Below are 18,690 nucleotides of genomic sequence, written 5' to 3' on the forward strand. Positions count from 1 at the left end.
CATGTTGGGGAAAAAAGCCGTACGGTCTGTCAGCGCGTCTGACTGAGGATGATGCGGTCGAACATGCGGTCGCCTAGCCAGACGCGCATGCGGATCAGCATCTTGGCGAACTTGCCGGCCGCATAGCGCGTGCGCGGCTTGCGACTGGAGACGGCCTTGGAGACCACGTCCGCGATCACGCGCGGATCGCTACCGGTGCCGTGTCCGTATGTGTTCTTGATCGACTTGGCCACCATCTGCACCAGGCGGCCGTACGGGCCGCTGGCCGAACGCTTGACGATGCTGTCGGTGGCGGCATCACCGAAACCCGTCTCGATCACGCCGGGTTCGACGATCACGACCTTGATGCCAAACTCGGCCACTTCCAGGCGCAGGCAGTCCGACCAGCCTTCCAGTGCGTGTTTGGTCGCGTGGTACCAGGCCCCCAGGATGCTGTACATCTTGCCGCCCATCGAGGTGATGTTGACGATGTATCCCGAGCGCCTGGCCCGCATGGCAGGCAGCAGGAGTTGCGTGAGCCGCGCGGCGCCGAACAGGTTGACCTCGAACTGGTAGCGCGCCTCGTCGATGCCGATTTCCTCGACCGGCCCATACAGGCCGAAGCCCGCGTTGTTGACCAGCACGTCCACCCCGCCCGTCCGGGACAGGATGAACTTGACGCCGTCGACGATCTCGTCGTCCCTGGAGAGGTCCATGCGCAGCGGCTCGGCGCCGAGTCGCGCCAGGTCGTCCATCTTGTCGACACTGCGTGCAGCGACATAGACCTGATAGCCGTCCTTGATCAGGCGCTGGGCAATGGCCTTGCCCATGCCTGACGATGCGCCGGTGACCAAAGCCGTTTTTCTCTTTCCTGTGGTGGACATGTCGCACCTCGTTTTGTTGAATTGCCGCTAGCTTTTCAGGAAAAGCAGGCCGCTTGCCTCGCGTCATGTGCCAAACGGCTTGCGATCCGCGCCGCCGCACGAGGCGCGATGTTCATCGGCCGGCCTCCTGCACACGGCTGCGCAGTGCCTTGAGCGTCCCGTACGGCGTGTCCACCACTGTCCGGTTGGCCAGCCAGTCGGGAATGGCGCCGCCGGGGGATGCATGCATCTGGTAGGTGACTTTCACACCCTCGGCGTCGGGCACCAGCTTCCACTGACCTTTGGCCTGCGGAATCCGCACCTTGCCCTCGCGCAACGGCAGGTAGTCGGGGACCGCCTCCACGCGCACGGTGACCGCGCCGTCGCCGGCCTTCGTGTAGGTGAAGTGGTAGATGCCGTCGCGGTTGGAGACCGGCCAGGGCGCCTTGTTGTCCAGGTAATGGAACTGCTCGGTGTCGGTGGCCTTGAGCAGTTCGGATGCGGCCACGTCGGGCATCCATTGACGGTAGGCATCGGCGTCACGCAGCACCTTGACGACGTCATCGGGGGTAGCCCGGATCTGCACCTCGCCGCGGAATTCGCGCAGCGGCGATCCGTCGACGTTGCGCACGTAGACCCTGATGCCATCGGCCTGCCTGGCGAGCGACCAGCCGTCCTGCGCGAAGGTCGTCTGGCTGGCCAGCAGCCCAATCAGCAGGGCGGCGGAAAGAAGATTGCGTCGGGCGATCATCGCGAAACCTCATGGAGTGAAGATGCCTTCACCATAGAGGGCCACGCTGCGCAGCGAACTCGCCACGCGCGCCAGAGGGATGGCGATCGGCGCCAGCCTGAACGCGGCTCAGGGCGATTTCGTTCGCGCCTGTGCAACCTGGGCTGCAAGGCCGTGGCGCTGCAAGACCGACCGGATGGCAGGCAATTGCGCGACGACAGCCTCGTAGCCCAGGCGCCGTGCCGTTTCCCGGCCCTCGGCATCATCCATGCCCGCGGGCGCGATCGGCGGAGCGATCAGCACGTCGGCCGACGCGGCCTCCGGACCCGAGAGCAAGCAGCTTTGTGCCTGCGACACACGCAACCACATCGACACCGCCGAACTGGAGGGGTATTGCGGTCCGTGGCAATAGATGTCCACTGCGATCACGACGTCGGCGCCCAGCGCACGCGCTGCCCGCACCGGCACCAGTGCGGCGACGCCGCCATCGACCAGCAGGTGGCCGCCGGCCTGCACCGGCAGTAACACGCCGGGAATCGCGGCCGACGCACGCAGCGCCTGGCCGGCGTCACCTCGCGTGATCACGTAGGGCCGGGACTGGTCGAGGTCCGTGGCGACGGCGGCGAAACGCACCGGGAAGCGCTCGATGGCTTGCCCGCCGACCAGGCCGTTGGCCCAGCTCGCCAGCGCCTCGCCCTTGACGAAGCCGGGACCGCCGAGGGCAACATCGACCAGCGCGCGCATCCGCATGCTGTTGGCCTGCTGCCCGAGTTGGCCGGGCGAGCGGCCCGACGCATAGGCCGCACCGATGATGGCGCCGACGGAGGTGCCCACGACCAGATCCGGGCGGATGCCGGCTTCTTCCAGCGCCTGCAACACGCCGACGTGCCCAAAGCCGCGCAGCCCCCCGCCACCCAGCACGAGGGCCAACCGGGGTCTGGCGGCAAACGGTGCGACAGGCGGCACGGCCGCTGGCGCCTGCAAGACGCCGTCGACCAGCCAGAGGCCCTCGAAGCCGGGCCGCGCCCGCTTCGGCGCGCCGGCACATGCGCTCAGCAGGCTGACCGCCAGCATCCAAGGCAAGCCTGCGCGCAGCCAACGCGTTCCCATCCCGCTCAATTCTGCGCGGCGCCGAGCCGGGCCAGTTCGGCAGAAGGCAGAATCACCACGCCCCGGGACGTGGGAACGGTTCGTACCAGTGCCTGGGCAACGGCCTCGGCGTGTACGGGCCTGTAGGCGCCGGGCAGGATCGGCGCGAGCAGTCTGGCGACGGGGATCGCGATGATCTCGCCGTACCGCGTGGCCTGGCCCAGGCCGTCCCGGTAGTCCAGCAGCAGCGAAGGTTGCGCGATGACCAGCGCCGTGAAGGGCATGGCCTTGAGCGCATCTTCCAGTTCGCCCTTGACGCGGGTATAGAACATGGACGACCGGGCATTCGCCCCTGCGGCGCTGACCAGCCCCACGCGCCGCGCGCCCGCCGCAAATGCGGCCTGCGCCACGGCCAGGTTGGCATCGAAGTCCACCGCGCGGAAGGCCGCCTTGCTGCCGGCCACCTTGATCGTGGTGCCCATGGACAGGTACACCTCGTCGACCTGCGCAAGCGCGGGCAAGCAGCCGAAATCCACCTGGTGGACCTGGAGCCTGGGGTCGCGCACAGCCAGCGGGCGGCGGCTCAGCGCATGGACCTCCGAGACCGTCCGGTCGGCCAGCAGGGCCTTCAGCATCAGGCCGCCCACGAGTCCGGTGGCACCTGCCAGCAGCACTTTGCGTTGTTTCTCTTGCAGGGTCATGAGTGTCGTTCTCAGTTCAGGCGCATGGCATTGCGCGCGGTATCCGGCGTCTGCCCGGTCCATTCCAGGAAGGCGCGGTAAAAGGAGTTGGGATCTTCGAAACCGAGCAGGAAGGCGATTTCGCCGGCAGTCATCGTCGTGCTCCCGAGGTAGTGGCGGGCAAGACTTTCCCGGGTGGTGTTCACCAGCGAGCGGAAATTCTCCCCTTCGTCTTCGAGGCGGCGCTGTAGCGTGCGCTTGCTGAGCCCCAGGCGCTCGGCGGCTTTCTCGATGGTGGCCGTGTTGCCGGGCAGCAGCTCCAGCAGCACCGCACGCACGCGCTCGGCCATCGTGGCTGTGGCGTCCAGTTCGCTGAGCCGACGGCGCAGTTCGGGCTCGAACACGCGCCACATGCCTTCGTTCACGGTCAGGAACGGGCGCAGGGCATCGGTGGCGCCAAAGGTAATGGCCGGACGCTCGCCACGTTGAACGGGCACGCCGAAGAAGCGCTGGTAGCGCGGCGCACAGCTGGCGGGCGGAAGCTGGGGCAGGGCCACCCGCAATGCCTGCACGGGCTCGCGTGTGGCCAGGCGAGCCAGCCGCAGGAAGAACGCGACCTCGGCCACCTGCAGCGAATAGGGCAACTCGGTCTGCACCGACAACCAGCGCGGCGACACCGTCAGCGATCCGGCCTCATCCACGTCGACCTCGAGCCTCATGGGCGCCACAAGTTGCTTGTATTTGGCCAGGCGCTGCACCGCCTGCATCAGGTTGGCACTGCACAGGGCGGCGAACAGCGGCGGATCGAATACCTCGGCCGAGACCATCTCGACGAGGCGCAACGGAAACATGGGGTCGTTCGCTTCCAGCTCCAGCGCGCGCCAGAAGCGGAAGTACTCGTCCGTGTCGAGCCCGCGATCTGCGCGATGAAACAGGTCTTCAGGCAGACGCGCCCTGCGCAGCACGTGGTCGGCCTGCACGCCGAAGTCCTTCAGCAGCGTGCGCCATGCGATATCCAGAGAGAAAGTGAGGTTGCGTGCCATGGGTGTGCACCAAAAGTCGATGATGGCCGGACCTGGTCCGGTGTGCGGTAACAGCTTAGCTGTTGAACCGCGATCGGATACATGCAATGCGCGCCAAATCGATCGCAGGATGTGACATTCGAGGGGGGGCGGCAGTTGCACAAGAGATAGCGGGCGGGCGCAAGGCATGCGAAGAATCCAAACGATTCTTTACGGCATGCTTACTGTCAACCGTCGCGTCGCGATGACCGTTCATACTCGGCAACGCAGCTTTCTCCCGGCGGCCCGTTCATCGTGCGACGGTCCCGGTTCGAATCCATGCCGGTTCTTTTTCGGCAAGACCGCGCAACCATTATCGGAGCCATATGGCATTTCGTCCGTCCTTGCGAACAGCAGCCGCGCTCCCGGTTCTTTGCGTGGTGATGCTGGGCGCGTGCGCCGCCGTGGCGCAGCACCCTGCCGACGCGACCGTTTCATCTCGGTCGCCCACCGGCACGCAACTGAAGACCGTGCCCGGCGCCCGGATGGCCGGCGCGCCTTTTGTGCACCCCGGCCTGCTGCATACGGCGAGCGATTTCACGCGCATGCGCGAGAACGTCGCCGCGCGGCGGCAGCCCTGGTTCGACGGCTGGCAACGCCTGGTTGCCAATCGGCATGCTTCGCTCGACTGGAAGCCGAATCCGCAGCCGGCCATCTATCGCGGCCGAAACCCCGACCACCCGGAAAATTACGCGACGCTCTTCAATGATGCCGCCGCGGCCTACGCGCTGGCACTTCGGTGGAAGATCACCGGCGACGACGCCTACGCGCAACATGCGATAGGAGTCCTGAACGCGTGGTCGCGCACGCTGACGATGATCGGCGGCAGTTCCGACAAGTTCCTGGCTTCCGGTATTTACGGCTACCAGTTGGCGAACGCGGGCGAAATCCTGCGCACGTCTCCCCTGTGGCGCGCCGACGACTTCCGGCGTTTCCAGTCGATGATGCTCGGCGTGTTCTATCCCATGAACCACGACTTCCTGGTTCGGCACAACGGCGCAAGGATCGACCACTACTGGGCCAACTGGGATCTCGCCAACATGGCGTCCATGCTGGCGATCGGGATCCTGACCGATCGCCACGACATCTACGCCGAAGCGGTCGACTATTTCAGGCACGGCGCCGGCAACGGCGCGATCGAACACGTGGTGTGGAAGTTGTATCCGGACGGGCTGGGTCAGCTGCAGGAAAGCGGGCGCGACCAGGGGCATGCCATGCTCGATATTGCGCTGCTCGGGGCGTTCTGCCAGATGGCCTGGAGCCAGGGAGACGATCTTTACGGATATGACGACAACCGGTTCCTGCGCGCAGCGGAATACGCCGCTCGATACAACCTCGGGAGGGACGTGCCTTACACGCAATACACGAACAGCGACGTCACGCAGCCCGTCATCTCGCCGAATTCGCGCGGTAACGAGCGCCCTGTCTGGGCACTCGTCTATAACCACTACGTCGTGCTGAAAGGGCTCTCCGCGCCGGACGTGGAGGCCTTTGCCCGCAAGGTCGCGCCGGAAGGCGGCGGAGGCGACTACGGTCCCAACAGCGGCGGCTTCGATCAACTGGGATATGGCACGTTGACGTATACGCTCGAATGACGGGCAGCTGTCGGCGACCAGCGAATCGTGAACCCACGGTTCGCCGCCGAATTTGCCCCACCCCGAGACAGCAAAGGTAGATCTCTTCCGGTGCGGACATCTTGCCGGATGCCGCTCGCATCACGGCCGAGCTTGAAGACAGTCGCCAGGATGGCCGGCCGTCGATCGCGAAGAGCGTTGGCCCAAGACCAGGGCCTCGTCACGCCTGGCGCAGCGGCCCGCCGAATCACATCAAATCGATCGGCAGCGTCTTGTCGAGATTGTCGTGCCAGGCGCGAATGGTCTTCGGCACGGTCTTTTTCCACGCCGGCACGTTCGAGTAGTAGCGCATGCGCACCTTGTCATGGGCATCGAACACGAGCAGCCCGATCCACAACTCTGTGCCCCGGCGCATCACGATCGCGGCGTTCGTCGTCGCGATGCCGCGCACCCAGTACGACTTCACGTCGGCGTTCAGGCCGTCAAGATCCTGCTCGTCCGCGCTGGTGTTGATCGTATCGACGAGCGTCTGATAGTCGGCGCCGAGCAGCGTGTGCGCGATCGCGTTCTGGTGCGCGTCGGCCAGCACCTTCAGCGTCACGAGGTCAGCCGCCTGGCTCGCCTGCGCCTTCGACGCCGTAACGTACTCGCCCGAATACACGACGCCCGCACCGGCGCCGCAATCGGCATCGCCGCCCTGCTGCGCAACCTGCACGCGGCCGCCCTTGCGGCTGAAATCGAGCCGGCATCGATCCTGGCGAAACGTGCCGCGGTCGCCGTGCAGGTCGATATCGCCGCCGAGTCCGCCGGTATTCGCGCCATTGTTGCCGCTCAGTTCGAAGTGCAGACGCGGTGCCGTGCCGGTGAACGTCAGCACGCCACCGAACGACGGGTTGTCGCTGTCGCGATACCACGTCTGTTGCCAGCGGTCGGCCGCAAGCGGCGCGCCGTTCAGGCTCGCGAGCCGCTCGCGATAGCGATCGCCGAGGCACGACGCATCGTTGCCGCAGCGATCGCGCTGCTTGAGCCATTTCAACTGCGCCGCCTTCAGCGCGGCGGTATCGCCGCCTTTCGCGAGCGTCTTCTTCCACGCCGCCGCCAGCTGGCCGTCGAGCGACGACAGCCCGGCGTCCGCGCAGATCGTCTTCTCTGTCGGCGAAGCAGCTTTCGCGCAGTCGAAGCCGGCCGCCTGCGCGGCCATCGGCGCGATCGTCAGTATTGCCAACATCATGGCGGCTCGCGGGCTCACGCTCCACGCATGCCGGCCGCGAAGCGCGGCTTGCCCTCGCTCGCCGGCGCGAGCACTCGATCGGTTCTGGGTTGTCATGGCCTGGATCGTCGCTGGTTCGCGGGCCTGTAGAAACGCCATGCCCGCAACGTTCGAGGTAAAAATGCCCGGCGCGGCATGCGGCACTCGCCCCGCCCGCCGAAGCGTAACCCGAACCGGGCGCGCCATCCACACCGATCACGCGCACGATGCCTCGGCCTTGCATGTGCACGCCGTGATGGCGACACGCGCGAACGCCGGCAGCGCAAGCACGCGTCAGCCGTCAGCCGTCGAATGGCACCAGTTCGTAACTCGTGCTCCGGCCACCGGACGACGAGCGATGCAGGACACCGCGCGCGACGAGCTGCTCGATATCACGCAGCGCCGTGTCTTGCGAGCACTTCGCGAGGGCGGCCCACTTGCTGGTGGTCAGCTTCCCTTCGAAACCATCGAGCAGGCGATTCATCACCTTGACCTGACGTTCGTTCATCGCGAGGCCCGCACATCGCTGCCAGAAGCGCGCCTTGACCAGAACCGCATCGAGCGTCGTGTGCGCGTGATCGACGGCCCGACCCAGCGCATCCAGAAACCACGCGAGCCATGCCGTTACGTCCAGCGAACCGCGCTGCGTGCGCTCCAGCACGTCGTAATACGCATTGCGCTCGCGCTGGATTTGCGCCGACAGGCTATAGAAGCGCTGCGGGCTCCGATCAGCGCGCGCCAGAACCAGATCCCCGAGCGCGCGTGCGATACGGCCGTTGCCGTCGTCGAACGGGTGGAGCGTGACGAACCACAGGTGGGCCAGGCCGGCCCGGATCAGCAAGGGCTCGACCGGCGTCGCATTGAACCACCGCAGGAAGCGCTCGATCTCGTTCGGCAGGCGCGCGGCAGGCGGCGCTTCGAAATGCACGCGTTGCCGGCCGATCGGCCCGGACACCACCTGCATCGGCCCGCTCGCATCCATACGCCACGCGCCGACGGTGATCCGCGACATCCCGGAATAGCCGGTCGGAAAAAGCGCCGCATGCCACCCGCGCAGCCGGGCTTCGGTCACCGCCTCCGCCGAACGGGCCGTCGCGTCCAGCACCATGTCGACCACGCCCTCGACATGGCGATCAACCGGCGCCAGCGCCCCAATATCGACGCCGAGCCGGCGCGCAATCGATGATCGGACCGATGCGACGTTCAGGTTGTCGCCCTCGATTGCGCTGGTCTTGACGACATCCTCCGTCAATGCGGCCAGGCTGGCCTCATCGCGCAGTGCGAGGCCGACATCCGCCAGTCTTCCGGCCAGCGCACCTTGCGCACGGCTGACATCGGCCAGTGACGTCGCGAGTGCCGGGAGGTCGAAGCGCCAGGCGGGCCAGTCGGACGACTGCCAGATGAAGGTGTAATCTCCGCTCATGATGCGGAGATTATCCCACCGATTCACCGCATGACTCAACAATCTCCGCAAATCCTGCGGAGATTACGCTTCGATTCACCGCACGCGCCGCACGCCCGCGCCTCTACCGCCGCCGGTCCGCGCCGCCGTTCGCCGCCGGCACGGCCTTCCCCAGCCGCTCGGCCAGAAACCCGATGAACGTCCGCAGCGTGACGAATCCTTCACGGTGCTGCGGAAACACCGCGTTCAGCGTGATCGGCGGCGGCGCGTACGCGTCGAGCACCGGCACGAGCGCGCCGCTGTCGAGCGCCGCGCCGACGATGAAATGCGGCAGCAGCGCGATGCCGAGCCCCGCGATCGCCGCGTCGCGCACGACTTCGCCGTTGTTCGCGACGAGCGGCCCCTGCACGTCGAAGGTGCGCGCCACCCCGTCGACCCGGAATTCCCAGCCGACGCGCCGCTCGCGCCCGTACATCAGGCACGTATGGCCGCCGAGGTCGGCCGGCGTCGCGGGCGCGCCGTGCCGCTTCAGGTAAGCGGGGCTCGCGCACGCGATCATCTGCCACGCGCCGAGCGCTCGCGCGATCAGCGTCGAATCCTCGAGCGTGCCGATCCGCAGCACGAGATCGAAGCCCTCGCCGATCAGGTCGACCCGCCGGTCGGTCAGGTCGACGTTCAGCCGCACGGCCGGATGCGCGGACAGGAATTCCGCGATCAGCGGCGACACGTGGGTGATCCCGAACGACAGCGGCGCGCTGATCTTCAGCGAGCCGTGCAGCTCGGTGCTGCGCACCGACATCGCCTGCTCGGCGTCGGCGACCTCGGCGAGGATCCGCTGCGCGCGCGCATAGAACTCCTGCCCCGATTCCGTGACCGCGAGATTGCGCGTGTTGCGATGCAGCAGACGCACGCCGAGCGACGCCTCGAGCGCCATCGTGCGCCGGCTCACGAACTGCTTGGACAGCATCAGCTGGTCGGCCGCCGCCGTGAAGCTGCCGGCATCGACGGTCGCGACGAAGATCCTCAAGTCGTTGAGTTCCATATTGTCCACTCCATAGCGACAGTCATTATCTCTACGGCCATTTATTTGTCAAATAGATTGACCTAAGATTCATCTCAACGAACGGCCGGGCCCACTTCCGAGGTCCGGCGACATCCAGGAAAAAATCATGATCGAGACTCGTGCAGCAAACCAACGTGGCCGTGCCGAGCATGGCTGGCTCAGCTCCCGTCACACGTTTTCTTTCGCGAACTACTACGATCCCAAGCAAGTCGGCTTCTCCGACCTGCTGGTGATCAACGACGACCGCGTCGCGCCGGGCCGCGGCTTCGGCACGCACCCGCACCGCGACATGGAAATCCTGTCGTACGTGCTCGACGGTGCGCTGGAGCACAAGGATTCGATGGGCACCGGGTCGGTGATCGTGCCGGGCGACGTCCAGTTGATGAGCGCGGGTACCGGCGTGCGTCACAGCGAGTTCAACCACTCGCACGAGACGCCCGTCCACTTCCTGCAGATCTGGGTCGGACCGTCCGAGAAGGGTGCCGAGCCGCGCTATCAGCAGACGAACATCGCGGAAGCCGACAAGCGCGGCAAGCTCACGCCGATCGTGTCGCCCGACGGCAGCGGCGGTTCGCTGAAGATCCGCCAGGACACGCGGATCTACGCGGGCCTGTTCGACGGCGACGAGCGCGCCACGCTCGAACTGGCACCGGGCCGCTTCGCCTACGTGCATGTCGCACGCGGCAGCGTGACGGTCAACGGCGTGACGCTCGGCGAAGGCGACGGCGCGCGCATCCGCGACGAACAGGCGCTGACGTTCGCCGACGGCAAGGATGCGGAAGTGCTGGTATTCGACCTGCGTCCGGTCGAAGTGACGGCCGAGTGGGCATGACGCCTGCTTGGAACCTCGGGCCCCGCTGAAGGCGGGGCCTTCTTAATCGGAGATTCGCAACATGGCCAAGGTACTCGTTCTTTACTACTCGTCCTACGGGCACGTCGAAACGATGGCGCAGCACGTCGCGGAAGGCGCGCAATCGGTGCCCGGCGTCGAGGTCACGCTCAAGCGCGTGCCGGAAACCATTCCCGCCGACCAGGCGAAGGCGATCGGCGTCAAGGTCGACCAGGCCGCCCCCGTGGCCACCGTGGACGAACTCGCGGGCTACGACGCGATCATCTTCGGCACGCCGACCCGCTTCGGCAACATGGCCGGCCAGATGCGCACGTTCCTCGACCAGACCGGCGGCCTGTGGATGAAGGGCGCGCTCGTCGGCAAGATCGGCAGCGTGTTCGCGTCGACCGGCACGCAGCACGGCGGCCAGGAAACCACCATCACGTCGTTCCACACGACGCTGCTGCACCACGGGATGGTGATCGTCGGCGTGCCCTATGCGTGCAGCGGGCTCGTCAACATGAACGAGATCACGGGCGGCACGCCGTACGGCGCGACCACGCTCGCGGGCGCGGACGGCAGCCGCCAGCCGAGCGCGAACGAACTCGACATCGCCCGCTACCAGGGCAAGCACGTCGCGGAACTCGCCGCGAAGCTCGCGTCGTAACGCGAACGAATGCCGCGCGTGCCGGGAAGCCCCCGGGCCGCGGCGCGTGGCGCTTGCGCGGCACACACACGAGCGAACGGCGCCGGTCGAACCCGGCGCCGTTTTTCATTGAACCAACGTCGGCCCTTGCCGGCCGCCTGCGGCCGTTTGCAGCCGTTTGCGGCCGTTTGCGGCCATTACTGGCCCGATGCAGGCGCGGCCGGCGCCGGCGCCGCCTTCGTCGCGGGCGCCTTCTCCACCGCGTTCTGCGGATAGTTGCTCTGGTCGTTGGTGAGCCGGTAGCCGGTGCCCGTGCCGATCGCCTTCAGGTCCTTCGCGTGACGCGCGCGGGCCGCCTTGCGGGCAGCTTTCTTCTGCGCCTTGTCGAGTTGCTTCTGCGTCGGTGCGGATGCCGGATTCTCAATGGGCGCGGACGCCGGATCCTGCGCATATGCCGCCGGCGCCGCGGTCAACAGCAGACCGAACGACGCCGTTACTGCCACTGCCACCGAAACCACGCGAGACTTCGTCATGACCGGTTCTCCTTGTCGATTGTTGGATGTGGGTCGAACGCCGGCCCGCACGCGACGGACGTCGGCGTGCCGCCACGGCGCCGATGCAACGTTAGCCGATCGCTGCACAAATGTCCGTGCCGGTTCCTGAATTCTCCCGATAACGGCAACGATACATCCGCGGCAGGCGCCCGGCGGGCCGGCGCGGGGGGGCGCGGCCATCAGGGAAACCGATAGCATCGCGCGCCGCCGCTGCCCTGCGCCGCTCAGATCCAGCGCGACAGCACCGGCAGCAGGATCGGCACGACGAATGCGGTCAGCACGCCGTTCAGCCCCATCCCGAGGCCCGCGAACGCGCCGGCCTCCTCGCTGACCTGGAACGCGCGCGCGGTGCCGATCCCGTGCGACGCGACGCCGAGCGCGAAACCGCGCACGGCCGGCTCCTCGATGCGCAGCGCGTTCAGGATCGCACGGGCGCACACGGCGCCGAAGATACCGGTCGAGATCACCAGCACGGCGGTCAGCGACGGAATCCCGCCGATTTCCTGCGCGACGGCCATCGCGATCGGCGTGGTCGCGGATTTCGGCGCGAGCGACGCGATCGTCTGGTGCGACGCGCCGAACAGCGCGGCGATGCCGACCGCCGACACGATCGCGGTCAGCGAGCCCGCCAGCAGCCCGACGAGCAGCGGCACCGCGGCACGCCGCAGCTTCGACCACTGGCGGTACAGCGGCAGCGCCAGCGCGACGGTCGCCGGGCCGAGCAGGAAGTGGACGAACTGCGCGCCCTCGAAATACGTCGGATACGGCGTGTGCGTGATCGTCAGCAGCACGACGATCAGCGCGACCGCGATCAGCACCGGGTTCGCGAGCGGGTTGAAGCGCGCCCGCGCATAGACGGCCTGCGCAACCAGGTAGGCAATCAGCGTGATCGTCAGGCCGAGCAGCGGGGTCGCGGCGAGGTAGACCCAGATCGCGCCGAGTTTCGGGAAGGCCGTCATTGCGTGCCCTCCGCCGCGCCGTCCGCGCGCCGCTGGCGCCGCAGCAACGCGCGCGTGACGAGCGCCGTCACGGCGATCGCGAGCGACGTGCTCACCGCCAGCGCGACGACGACCGCCAGCGCATCGCCGCGCACGCGGTCGGCCGACACCATGATGCCGACGCCGGCCGGCACGAACAGCAGCGACAGATGGCGCAGCAGCTCGAGCGCGGTCGGCTCGATCGCGTCGGCCACCCGCGGGCGCAGCATCACGAAACCGAACAGCAGCAGCATGCCGATCACGGGGCCCGGCACCGGCACGCCGAACAGGTAGGACACCCCTTCCCCGAGACACTGGAAGGTCAGCAAGACCGCGAACGCCTGCAGCATGAGCCGCTTCTCCCGAACGTGGCCGCGTGACCGTGCAGCCGATGGGCCGGCGGCATGCGACGCCGGCGTGGACGATACGCGCGATCGTACCAACAATGCGCGCGGCGGGCACCGCGGGCCATCACGCGATCGGGATCGGCATCGGGCTGCTTCGATCCGGCCGCCGGGGTCGCGTTTCGACGGCCCTGTCGCCCCGCTCCCCATGCGAAAGCGGCGGACCCGAGCCCGCCGCTTCGCCGTTCGCATTCGAACCCGTTCGAATGCCGCCCGCAGCCCTACTTCAGGCGCGTGGCGATTTCGTTGGCCATCGCCTTCATCGCCGCCTTGGTCGGCGCATCCTCGGCCAGCGCGTTCAGCAAACCGAAGTCGTGAATCGTGCCGTCGTAGCGCGTGGTCGTCGCATCGACGCCGGCTGCGTCGAGCTTGCGGCCGTACGCTTCGCCTTCGTCGCGCAGCACGTCGAACTGCGCGACCTGGATCAGCGCGGGCGGCAATCCCTTCAACTGCGCGGTGCTCGCACGCAGCGGCGACGCGTAGATCTCGTTGCGTTGCGCTTCGTTCTTCGTATAGGCATCCCAGAACCACTTCATCATCGGCCGGGTCAGGAAGTGCCCCTGCTGATACGCGTTGTACGAACCGGTATTGAAGTCGTGGTCCGTCACGGGCCACAACAGGCCCTGGAAGCGGATCGCCGGGCCGCCCTTGTCCTTCGCCATCAGCGCGACGACGGCCGCCATGTTCCCGCCGACGCTGTTGCCGACCACCGCGAGGCGGCTGCCGTCGACGCCGATTTCCGCGCCGTGCGCGGCGACCCACTTCGTCGCCGCATACGCCTGGTTGATCGCGACCGGGTAATGCGCTTCCGGCGACGGCGTGTAGTTCACGAACACCGCGACGGCGCCCGATTGCACCACCAGATCGCGCACCAGGCGCTCATGCGTCGGGAAGTCGCCGAGAATCCAGCCGCCCCCATGGAAAAACATGAACACCGGCGGCGTGCCCGCCACTCCTTGCGGACGCACGATCGTGATCGGCACCGACAGGCCGTCCTGCTCGATCGTGCGGTTCGATACGTCGATGCCGGACAGGTCGACCTTCGCGCCGCGCTGGGCGTCGACCAGCACCTGACGCGCCTTCGCGGGGCTCAGCGTTTCGAGGCCGGGCCCCTTCTGGCCGTTCAGCACGGCGAGCAACCCGCTGGTCGCCGTATCGGGACGGACGCCGTCGGTGCCGGCGGCAAAGGCGGTGGGGGCGCTGAACAACGCGGCCGCAACGGCAGCGGCGACAAGCAGCGGCTTGACGATCTTCATGATGAAACTCCTTGGCTCAACCGGTGTATGCAATGAATGACGACGGATTACTTCGTAGTGCGTGCGATCAGACGAGCGTCAGCGTGACGTCGATGTTGCCGCGCGTCGCGTTCGAGTACGGGCAGACGATGTGCGCGCGGTCGATCAGCGTTTGCGCGGTTTCACGGTCGAGGCCCGGCAGCGAGATCTTCAGTTCGACTTCGATGCCGAAGCCGTTCGGGATCGCACCGATGCCGACGCTGCCTTCGATCGCGGCGTCCGCGGGGATCGCGATCTTGTCGCGGGCCGCGACGAACTTCATCGCACCGATGAAGCACGCGCTGTAGCCGGCCGCGAAAAGTTGCTCGGGGTTCGCGCCGGCGCCGCCCGCACCGCCGAGTTCGCGCGGCGTGGTCAGCTTCAGGTCGAGACCGCTTTCGGGCACCGTGGCACGGCCGTCACGGCCGCCGGTGGCTTTTGCATGAGCGCGGTACAGCACTTTTTCGATCGACATGACAGACTCCTTTTCAATGGTGAGTAAGTGAAACAGCCTTCCAACCCGGGATCGCGCGCCGACGGCCTGGCCGCCGGCATCACGTTTGTTTATCTACTCATAGATAGACACATATCCCCAAAAAAATGCGGATGATCGAATCCATCCGCCCGATTATCTATCTACCACAAGATAGATAACTAACCCCAACAAAAGGCGGCGAACCGCCTGACTGCCTGCCCCGTCCATCAGGACCGGGTTTTCCAGACGGCCTCGACATCCTCGAGACGCGCCCGCGTATGAAACAGCCGGCTGGCCAGCACGCTGCCCTGGAACGCCGCGTACAACGTGCGCGCCGCCGTTTCCGGCGTGCCGCTGAACTGCAGCGTGCGCTCCTTCGCGCCCTGCGCCAGCAACTCGGCGAGCCAGTTCTCGTTGGCCTTGAAAAAGGCCTGAACCGCCTGCCGCACGCGCTCCGGCAACGATTCGATGTCCGCCGCGAGCATGCCGCACAGACAGATCTGATTGCCGTCGCCGAGCGTTCTGCCGAACAGCTTCGTGTAGAGGCTCAGCTTGACGTCGGCCGGCAATGCCGGATCGATCGCACGCATCGCCGCAAGCACTTCGTCGCTGTACGCCGCCACCGCTTCCAGAACGAGATCGTCTTTCGACGGGAAGTAGTAGTGGATGCTCGACGTCTTCACGCCAACCAGATCGGACAGGTCTCGATAGCTGAAGCCGTTGTAACCGCGCAGCATCATCAGCGTGATCGCGTGGTCGAGAATCTGTTCGCGGACGGTCGTCTTCGTTTCCATGGATCGAACTTTATCTACTCGTAGATAGATAGTCAAGACTTTTTTGTGGGGCGCGATGAACGGCCCGGCGGGTCCCGGGTGCCGGCTCGCGTGGCACCGTGCCGCCGCGATTGCTTACAACGCGCGCAACAGCGTGCGGGTCACGCCGGAGCGCGGCGGCCGGCGGAACTACCCGGACAGGCGACGACGCGTGGGCAACGAACGTTTCGAATGATCCGCCCATGCTCGGGTCGCGGCGCACCACTCACCGGACACCACCCCTTCGTTCCATTTTCTTCGTCAGCCTAACGAAGCGCGCCCCGCTTCGCCTGCGCGATTTGCGCACATGCGCGCCCGAGCGCGTGCCGGCATCGCCCCTCCGTCGCCGTGCGACGCCGGTTCTCTCTCGGAAGGAGTACCTCTTCAAGAGAGTTGTTTGCGCGTTATTGGCCAACGATCGTTGATCGCATCGTACCCAACCCGACTTGACGGAGACCCCCATGAGTTCCCTCCCTGACAGCGCACCGGCGGATTTCCCCGCCGCGCATGGCGAGACGGCCGGACTTCAGCGCAAGATAAGCTGGACCGGCGCGTTCTGGGTCGCGAGCGGCGTGCCCGCGCTCGTGCTCTTCTCGATCGGCTCCATCGCGGCCACCGTCGGCAAGCCGTCGTGGATCGTATGGATGATCTCGATCCTGTTCGGCTTCATCCAGGCGTTTTCTTACGCGGAGATTGCAGGACTCTTTCCGCACAAGTCGGGCGGCGCGTCGGTGTACGGTGCGATCGCGTGGGTGCGCTACAGCAAGCTGCTCGCGCCGCTGTCCGTGTGGTGCAACTGGTTCGCGTGGTCGCCGGTGCTGGCGATCGGCTCGGGCATGGGCGCGGGCTATGTGCTGAACATGCTGTTCCCGGCCACGGCCGCGATCAACACCTGGCAGATCACGCTGCTCGATCTCGGCTGGCTCGCGAGCGGCCTGTCGCTGCGCATCAACGCGACCTTCGTGATCGGCGCGATCATCCTGCTCACGACCTTCGCGGTCCAGCATCGCGGCATCCTGCAGGCCGCAAAACTCCAGATGATTCTCGCGATCGCCGCGCTGCTGCCGCTGCTGCTCGTCGGCGTCTATCCGATCCTGAGCGGCGACCTGCCCAAGTCGCACCTGCTGCCGCTCTACCCGCTCGCGAAGGATGCGGCAGGCCGCGTCATCGACGGCACGTGGAATCTGGCGGGCCTGCAGCTGATGGCGGGCGGCCTGTTCATCGCCGCGTGGTCGACCTACGGCTTCGAGACGGCGGTCTGCTACACGCGCGAGTTTCGCGATCCGCGCCGCGACACGGTCAAGGCCATCGTCTATTCCGGCCTGCTGTGCATCGTGTTCTTCACGATGGTCCCGCTCGCGTTCCAGGGCGCGCTGGGCCTCGGCCAGCTCGTCACGCCCGAAGTGAAGGATGCGGCGGGCAACGTCACGCAGGCGGCCGTCTACGACGGCGTGCTGTCGCCGGGCATCTTCAGCGGCATGGGCGTCGCCGAAGCCATGGCGCAGATCGTGCACGTCGGCAACCGGGGCGAGTACATCCTGAAACCGATGCTGGTATTCGCGCTGGTGCTCGCGATCATGACGTCGATGGCCGGATCGTCGCGCACGCTGTATCAGGCATCGGTCGACGGCTGGCTGCCGAAGTACCTGTCGCACGTGAACGAGAACGGCGCGCCGACCCGCGCGATGTGGACCGATCTCGGCTTCAACCTGTTTCTGCTGCTGATGTCCGACTACACCGTCGTGCTCGCGATGTCGAACGTCGGGTACATCATCTTCAACTTCCTCAACCTGAACGCGGCATGGATCCACCGCCTCGACCGCGCGAACTGGCCGCGCCCGTTCAGGGCGCCGCGCTGGCTGCTCGCGCTCGGCACGCTGCTGTCGTTCGTCAACCTCGCGCTGATGGGGTTCGGCGCCGACGTGTGGGGCAAGGGCACGCTGGTCTCGGGCCTCATGTTCGCCGCGCTGATCCTGCCGGTGTTCGCCTGGCGGCATTACGTGACCGACAAGGGCCGCTTCCCGGACCAGATGCGGGAGGACATGGCGTTGTCCGGCAGCATGCAGCCGCGCAAGGCCGGCTATCTGCCGTACCTGACGCTGCTGCTCGGCGTGGCGGTCGTCGCTGCGACGCACTGGTTCGCGCCATAAGCGCGCCGTCGCGGTTGCGCTCGAATCGAAACGACGCCCGGTTCACGACCGGGCGCCGCGCTTTCGCGCCGGCAATCCGGCGCGGGCGCAGCCCGCCACGCGCATGCGTCGGCCGCTCAGGCGCCCGACCGGTCGCCCGGCCGCACTTCGAAGATCGCGCCCTCGACGCCCAACACCTCGCCGCTTGCCGAATAAATCCCGACGCCGTTCTCCCACACCGGCTTGATTCGTCCGTCGGCGCACCTGATCCGATACCGCAGATCGAAGACGCCGCGCACCGCCAGCGCCTGCTGTACACCCGTCCACACGTAATCGGCATCCTCGGGCACGATCAGTTGCCCGAATGCATGCGCATGCCCGTCGAGAAACCACTGCCGCGGATAGCCGGTCAAGCCCTCGCATCCGGCGCTCACGTACTCCATCGTCCACAGCCGGTTGTTGCGGCCGCGGTAGACGAGGCCCGGAATGCTGTCTAGCAGCCCCGCGACGCTTCTCAGGTGTGCCTGCGTCGAAGTCTCGCGACGGCGGTCGAGCGTCACGTCGGACAGCGCAACGGACGAGCCGCCGGCATTTCTCTTCAACGACACCTCGAACCAGCGCAGTTCGCCGTCCGGACGCACGCAGCGCAGACGCTCGCGGACCCCGCCGCGCGAGATCGCCCGCGCACGCTGCAGCATGCCGCTCCAGATGCGCCGGTCCTCCGGATGCACGTAATCGACGAAGCGCCGACCGGCCGCGGGCCGTTCCATCGCGTCGGTCCACGCGACGTTGAAGCCGGTGATCCGTCCCGCGCCGTCCAGCTTCAGCAGCGCAAGCGGGCAATCGTCCACGTCGAACGCGCCGCTCGACGGCTGCGTCGGCTGAACAGGCTGAGTCACG

General features: G+C 66.8%; 19 protein-coding genes. 4 read left to right on the forward strand and 15 right to left on the reverse strand.

The window, feature by feature from the left end:
- Nucleotides 1-29: 29 nt before the first annotated feature.
- The 5 genes from DID99_RS16110 to DID99_RS16130 form a co-directional block, all read right to left on the reverse strand.
- Nucleotides 30-863: an oxidoreductase gene (locus tag DID99_RS16110; protein ID WP_044847692.1), complete on the reverse strand. Its 834-nt coding sequence runs from the start codon at nucleotides 861-863 to the stop codon at nucleotides 30-32.
- A gap of 112 nt (nucleotides 864-975) precedes the next feature.
- Nucleotides 976-1,593 (reverse strand): START domain-containing protein, encoded by a 618-nt coding sequence (locus tag DID99_RS16115; protein ID WP_044847693.1) that lies wholly within the window; start codon nucleotides 1,591-1,593, stop codon nucleotides 976-978.
- A 108-nt stretch (nucleotides 1,594-1,701) separates the two neighbouring features.
- Nucleotides 1,702-2,646 carry a patatin-like phospholipase family protein gene (locus tag DID99_RS16120; RefSeq protein ID WP_260428095.1) on the reverse strand — a complete coding sequence of 315 codons (945 nt, stop codon included), beginning with the start codon at nucleotides 2,644-2,646 and terminating at the stop codon, nucleotides 1,702-1,704.
- Nucleotides 2,647-2,687: 41 nt separating this feature from the next.
- Nucleotides 2,688-3,362: an NAD(P)H-binding protein gene (locus tag DID99_RS16125; protein WP_124488077.1), complete on the reverse strand. Its 675-nt coding sequence runs from the start codon at nucleotides 3,360-3,362 to the stop codon at nucleotides 2,688-2,690.
- A gap of 11 nt (nucleotides 3,363-3,373) precedes the next feature.
- Complete coding sequence (locus DID99_RS16130) at nucleotides 3,374-4,384, reverse strand: AraC family transcriptional regulator (RefSeq protein ID WP_124571247.1); 1,011 nt, start codon at nucleotides 4,382-4,384, stop codon at nucleotides 3,374-3,376.
- A 344-nt stretch (nucleotides 4,385-4,728) separates the two neighbouring features.
- On the opposite strand from DID99_RS16130, the gene DID99_RS16135 reads away from it, so the two are divergent.
- Nucleotides 4,729-5,997, forward strand: coding sequence for an alginate lyase family protein (locus DID99_RS16135; protein WP_260444587.1), 1,269 nt, complete (start codon nucleotides 4,729-4,731; stop codon nucleotides 5,995-5,997).
- Between the two features lie 226 nt (nucleotides 5,998-6,223).
- Here DID99_RS16135 and DID99_RS16140 read toward each other — a convergent pair whose 3' ends face one another.
- From DID99_RS16140 to DID99_RS16150, 3 genes are all read right to left on the reverse strand, one after another.
- On the reverse strand, nucleotides 6,224-7,207 hold the full coding sequence (locus DID99_RS16140) for a lysozyme inhibitor LprI family protein (RefSeq protein WP_260444588.1): 984 nt from the start codon (nucleotides 7,205-7,207) through the stop codon (nucleotides 6,224-6,226).
- Nucleotides 7,208-7,526: 319 nt separating this feature from the next.
- A complete protein-coding gene (locus tag DID99_RS16145) occupies nucleotides 7,527-8,648 on the reverse strand; it encodes a Fic family protein (RefSeq protein ID WP_221622570.1) in 1,122 nt (373 codons plus the stop codon).
- Nucleotides 8,649-8,751: 103 nt separating this feature from the next.
- Complete coding sequence (locus DID99_RS16150; protein WP_124488080.1) at nucleotides 8,752-9,669, reverse strand: LysR family transcriptional regulator; 918 nt, start codon at nucleotides 9,667-9,669, stop codon at nucleotides 8,752-8,754.
- 127 nt (nucleotides 9,670-9,796) lie between these two features.
- Here DID99_RS16150 and DID99_RS16155 point away from each other — a divergent pair, with 127 nt between their 5' ends.
- Together DID99_RS16155 and wrbA are read left to right on the forward strand one after the other, a co-directional pair.
- Nucleotides 9,797-10,522: a pirin family protein gene (locus DID99_RS16155; protein ID WP_124488081.1), complete on the forward strand. Its 726-nt coding sequence runs from the start codon at nucleotides 9,797-9,799 to the stop codon at nucleotides 10,520-10,522.
- Nucleotides 10,523-10,583: 61 nt separating this feature from the next.
- Entirely contained in the window at nucleotides 10,584-11,186 is a 603-nt protein-coding gene (gene wrbA, locus DID99_RS16160) for an NAD(P)H:quinone oxidoreductase (protein WP_044847700.1), read from the forward strand.
- Nucleotides 11,187-11,362: 176 nt separating this feature from the next.
- Here the strand turns inward: wrbA and DID99_RS16165 are convergent, their stop codons facing one another.
- The 6 genes from DID99_RS16165 to DID99_RS16190 form a co-directional block, all read right to left on the reverse strand.
- Entirely contained in the window at nucleotides 11,363-11,698 is a 336-nt protein-coding gene (locus DID99_RS16165) for a hypothetical protein (protein ID WP_044847701.1), read from the reverse strand.
- 245 nt (nucleotides 11,699-11,943) lie between these two features.
- Entirely contained in the window at nucleotides 11,944-12,678 is a 735-nt protein-coding gene (locus tag DID99_RS16170) for an LrgB family protein (protein ID WP_124488082.1), read from the reverse strand.
- Nucleotides 12,675-13,046, reverse strand: coding sequence for a CidA/LrgA family protein (locus tag DID99_RS16175; protein ID WP_124488083.1), 372 nt, complete (start codon nucleotides 13,044-13,046; stop codon nucleotides 12,675-12,677). The genes DID99_RS16170 and DID99_RS16175 overlap by 4 nt, the downstream gene beginning before the upstream one ends.
- Before the next feature lie 275 nt (nucleotides 13,047-13,321).
- Nucleotides 13,322-14,356 (reverse strand): alpha/beta hydrolase, encoded by a 1,035-nt coding sequence (locus DID99_RS16180; RefSeq protein WP_124521249.1) that lies wholly within the window; start codon nucleotides 14,354-14,356, stop codon nucleotides 13,322-13,324.
- A 67-nt stretch (nucleotides 14,357-14,423) separates the two neighbouring features.
- Complete coding sequence (locus DID99_RS16185; RefSeq protein ID WP_011880657.1) at nucleotides 14,424-14,849, reverse strand: organic hydroperoxide resistance protein; 426 nt, start codon at nucleotides 14,847-14,849, stop codon at nucleotides 14,424-14,426.
- A gap of 227 nt (nucleotides 14,850-15,076) precedes the next feature.
- On the reverse strand, nucleotides 15,077-15,643 hold the full coding sequence (locus DID99_RS16190; protein ID WP_124488085.1) for a TetR/AcrR family transcriptional regulator: 567 nt from the start codon (nucleotides 15,641-15,643) through the stop codon (nucleotides 15,077-15,079).
- A 479-nt stretch (nucleotides 15,644-16,122) separates the two neighbouring features.
- On the opposite strand from DID99_RS16190, the gene DID99_RS16195 reads away from it, so the two are divergent.
- Nucleotides 16,123-17,811, forward strand: coding sequence for an APC family permease (locus DID99_RS16195; protein ID WP_185641016.1), 1,689 nt, complete (start codon nucleotides 16,123-16,125; stop codon nucleotides 17,809-17,811).
- Nucleotides 17,812-17,927: 116 nt separating this feature from the next.
- Here DID99_RS16195 and DID99_RS16200 read toward each other — a convergent pair whose 3' ends face one another.
- The gene (locus tag DID99_RS16200; RefSeq protein ID WP_260444589.1) at nucleotides 17,928-18,689 is read right to left on the reverse strand and encodes a PAS domain-containing protein; all 762 of its coding nucleotides are present in this window, start codon (nucleotides 18,687-18,689) and stop codon (nucleotides 17,928-17,930) included.
- Nucleotide 18,690: the final 1 nt, after the last annotated feature.

Source organism: Burkholderia sp. Bp8986, from assembly GCF_003854225.1.
Taxonomy (GTDB): Bacteria; Pseudomonadota; Gammaproteobacteria; order Burkholderiales; family Burkholderiaceae; genus Burkholderia.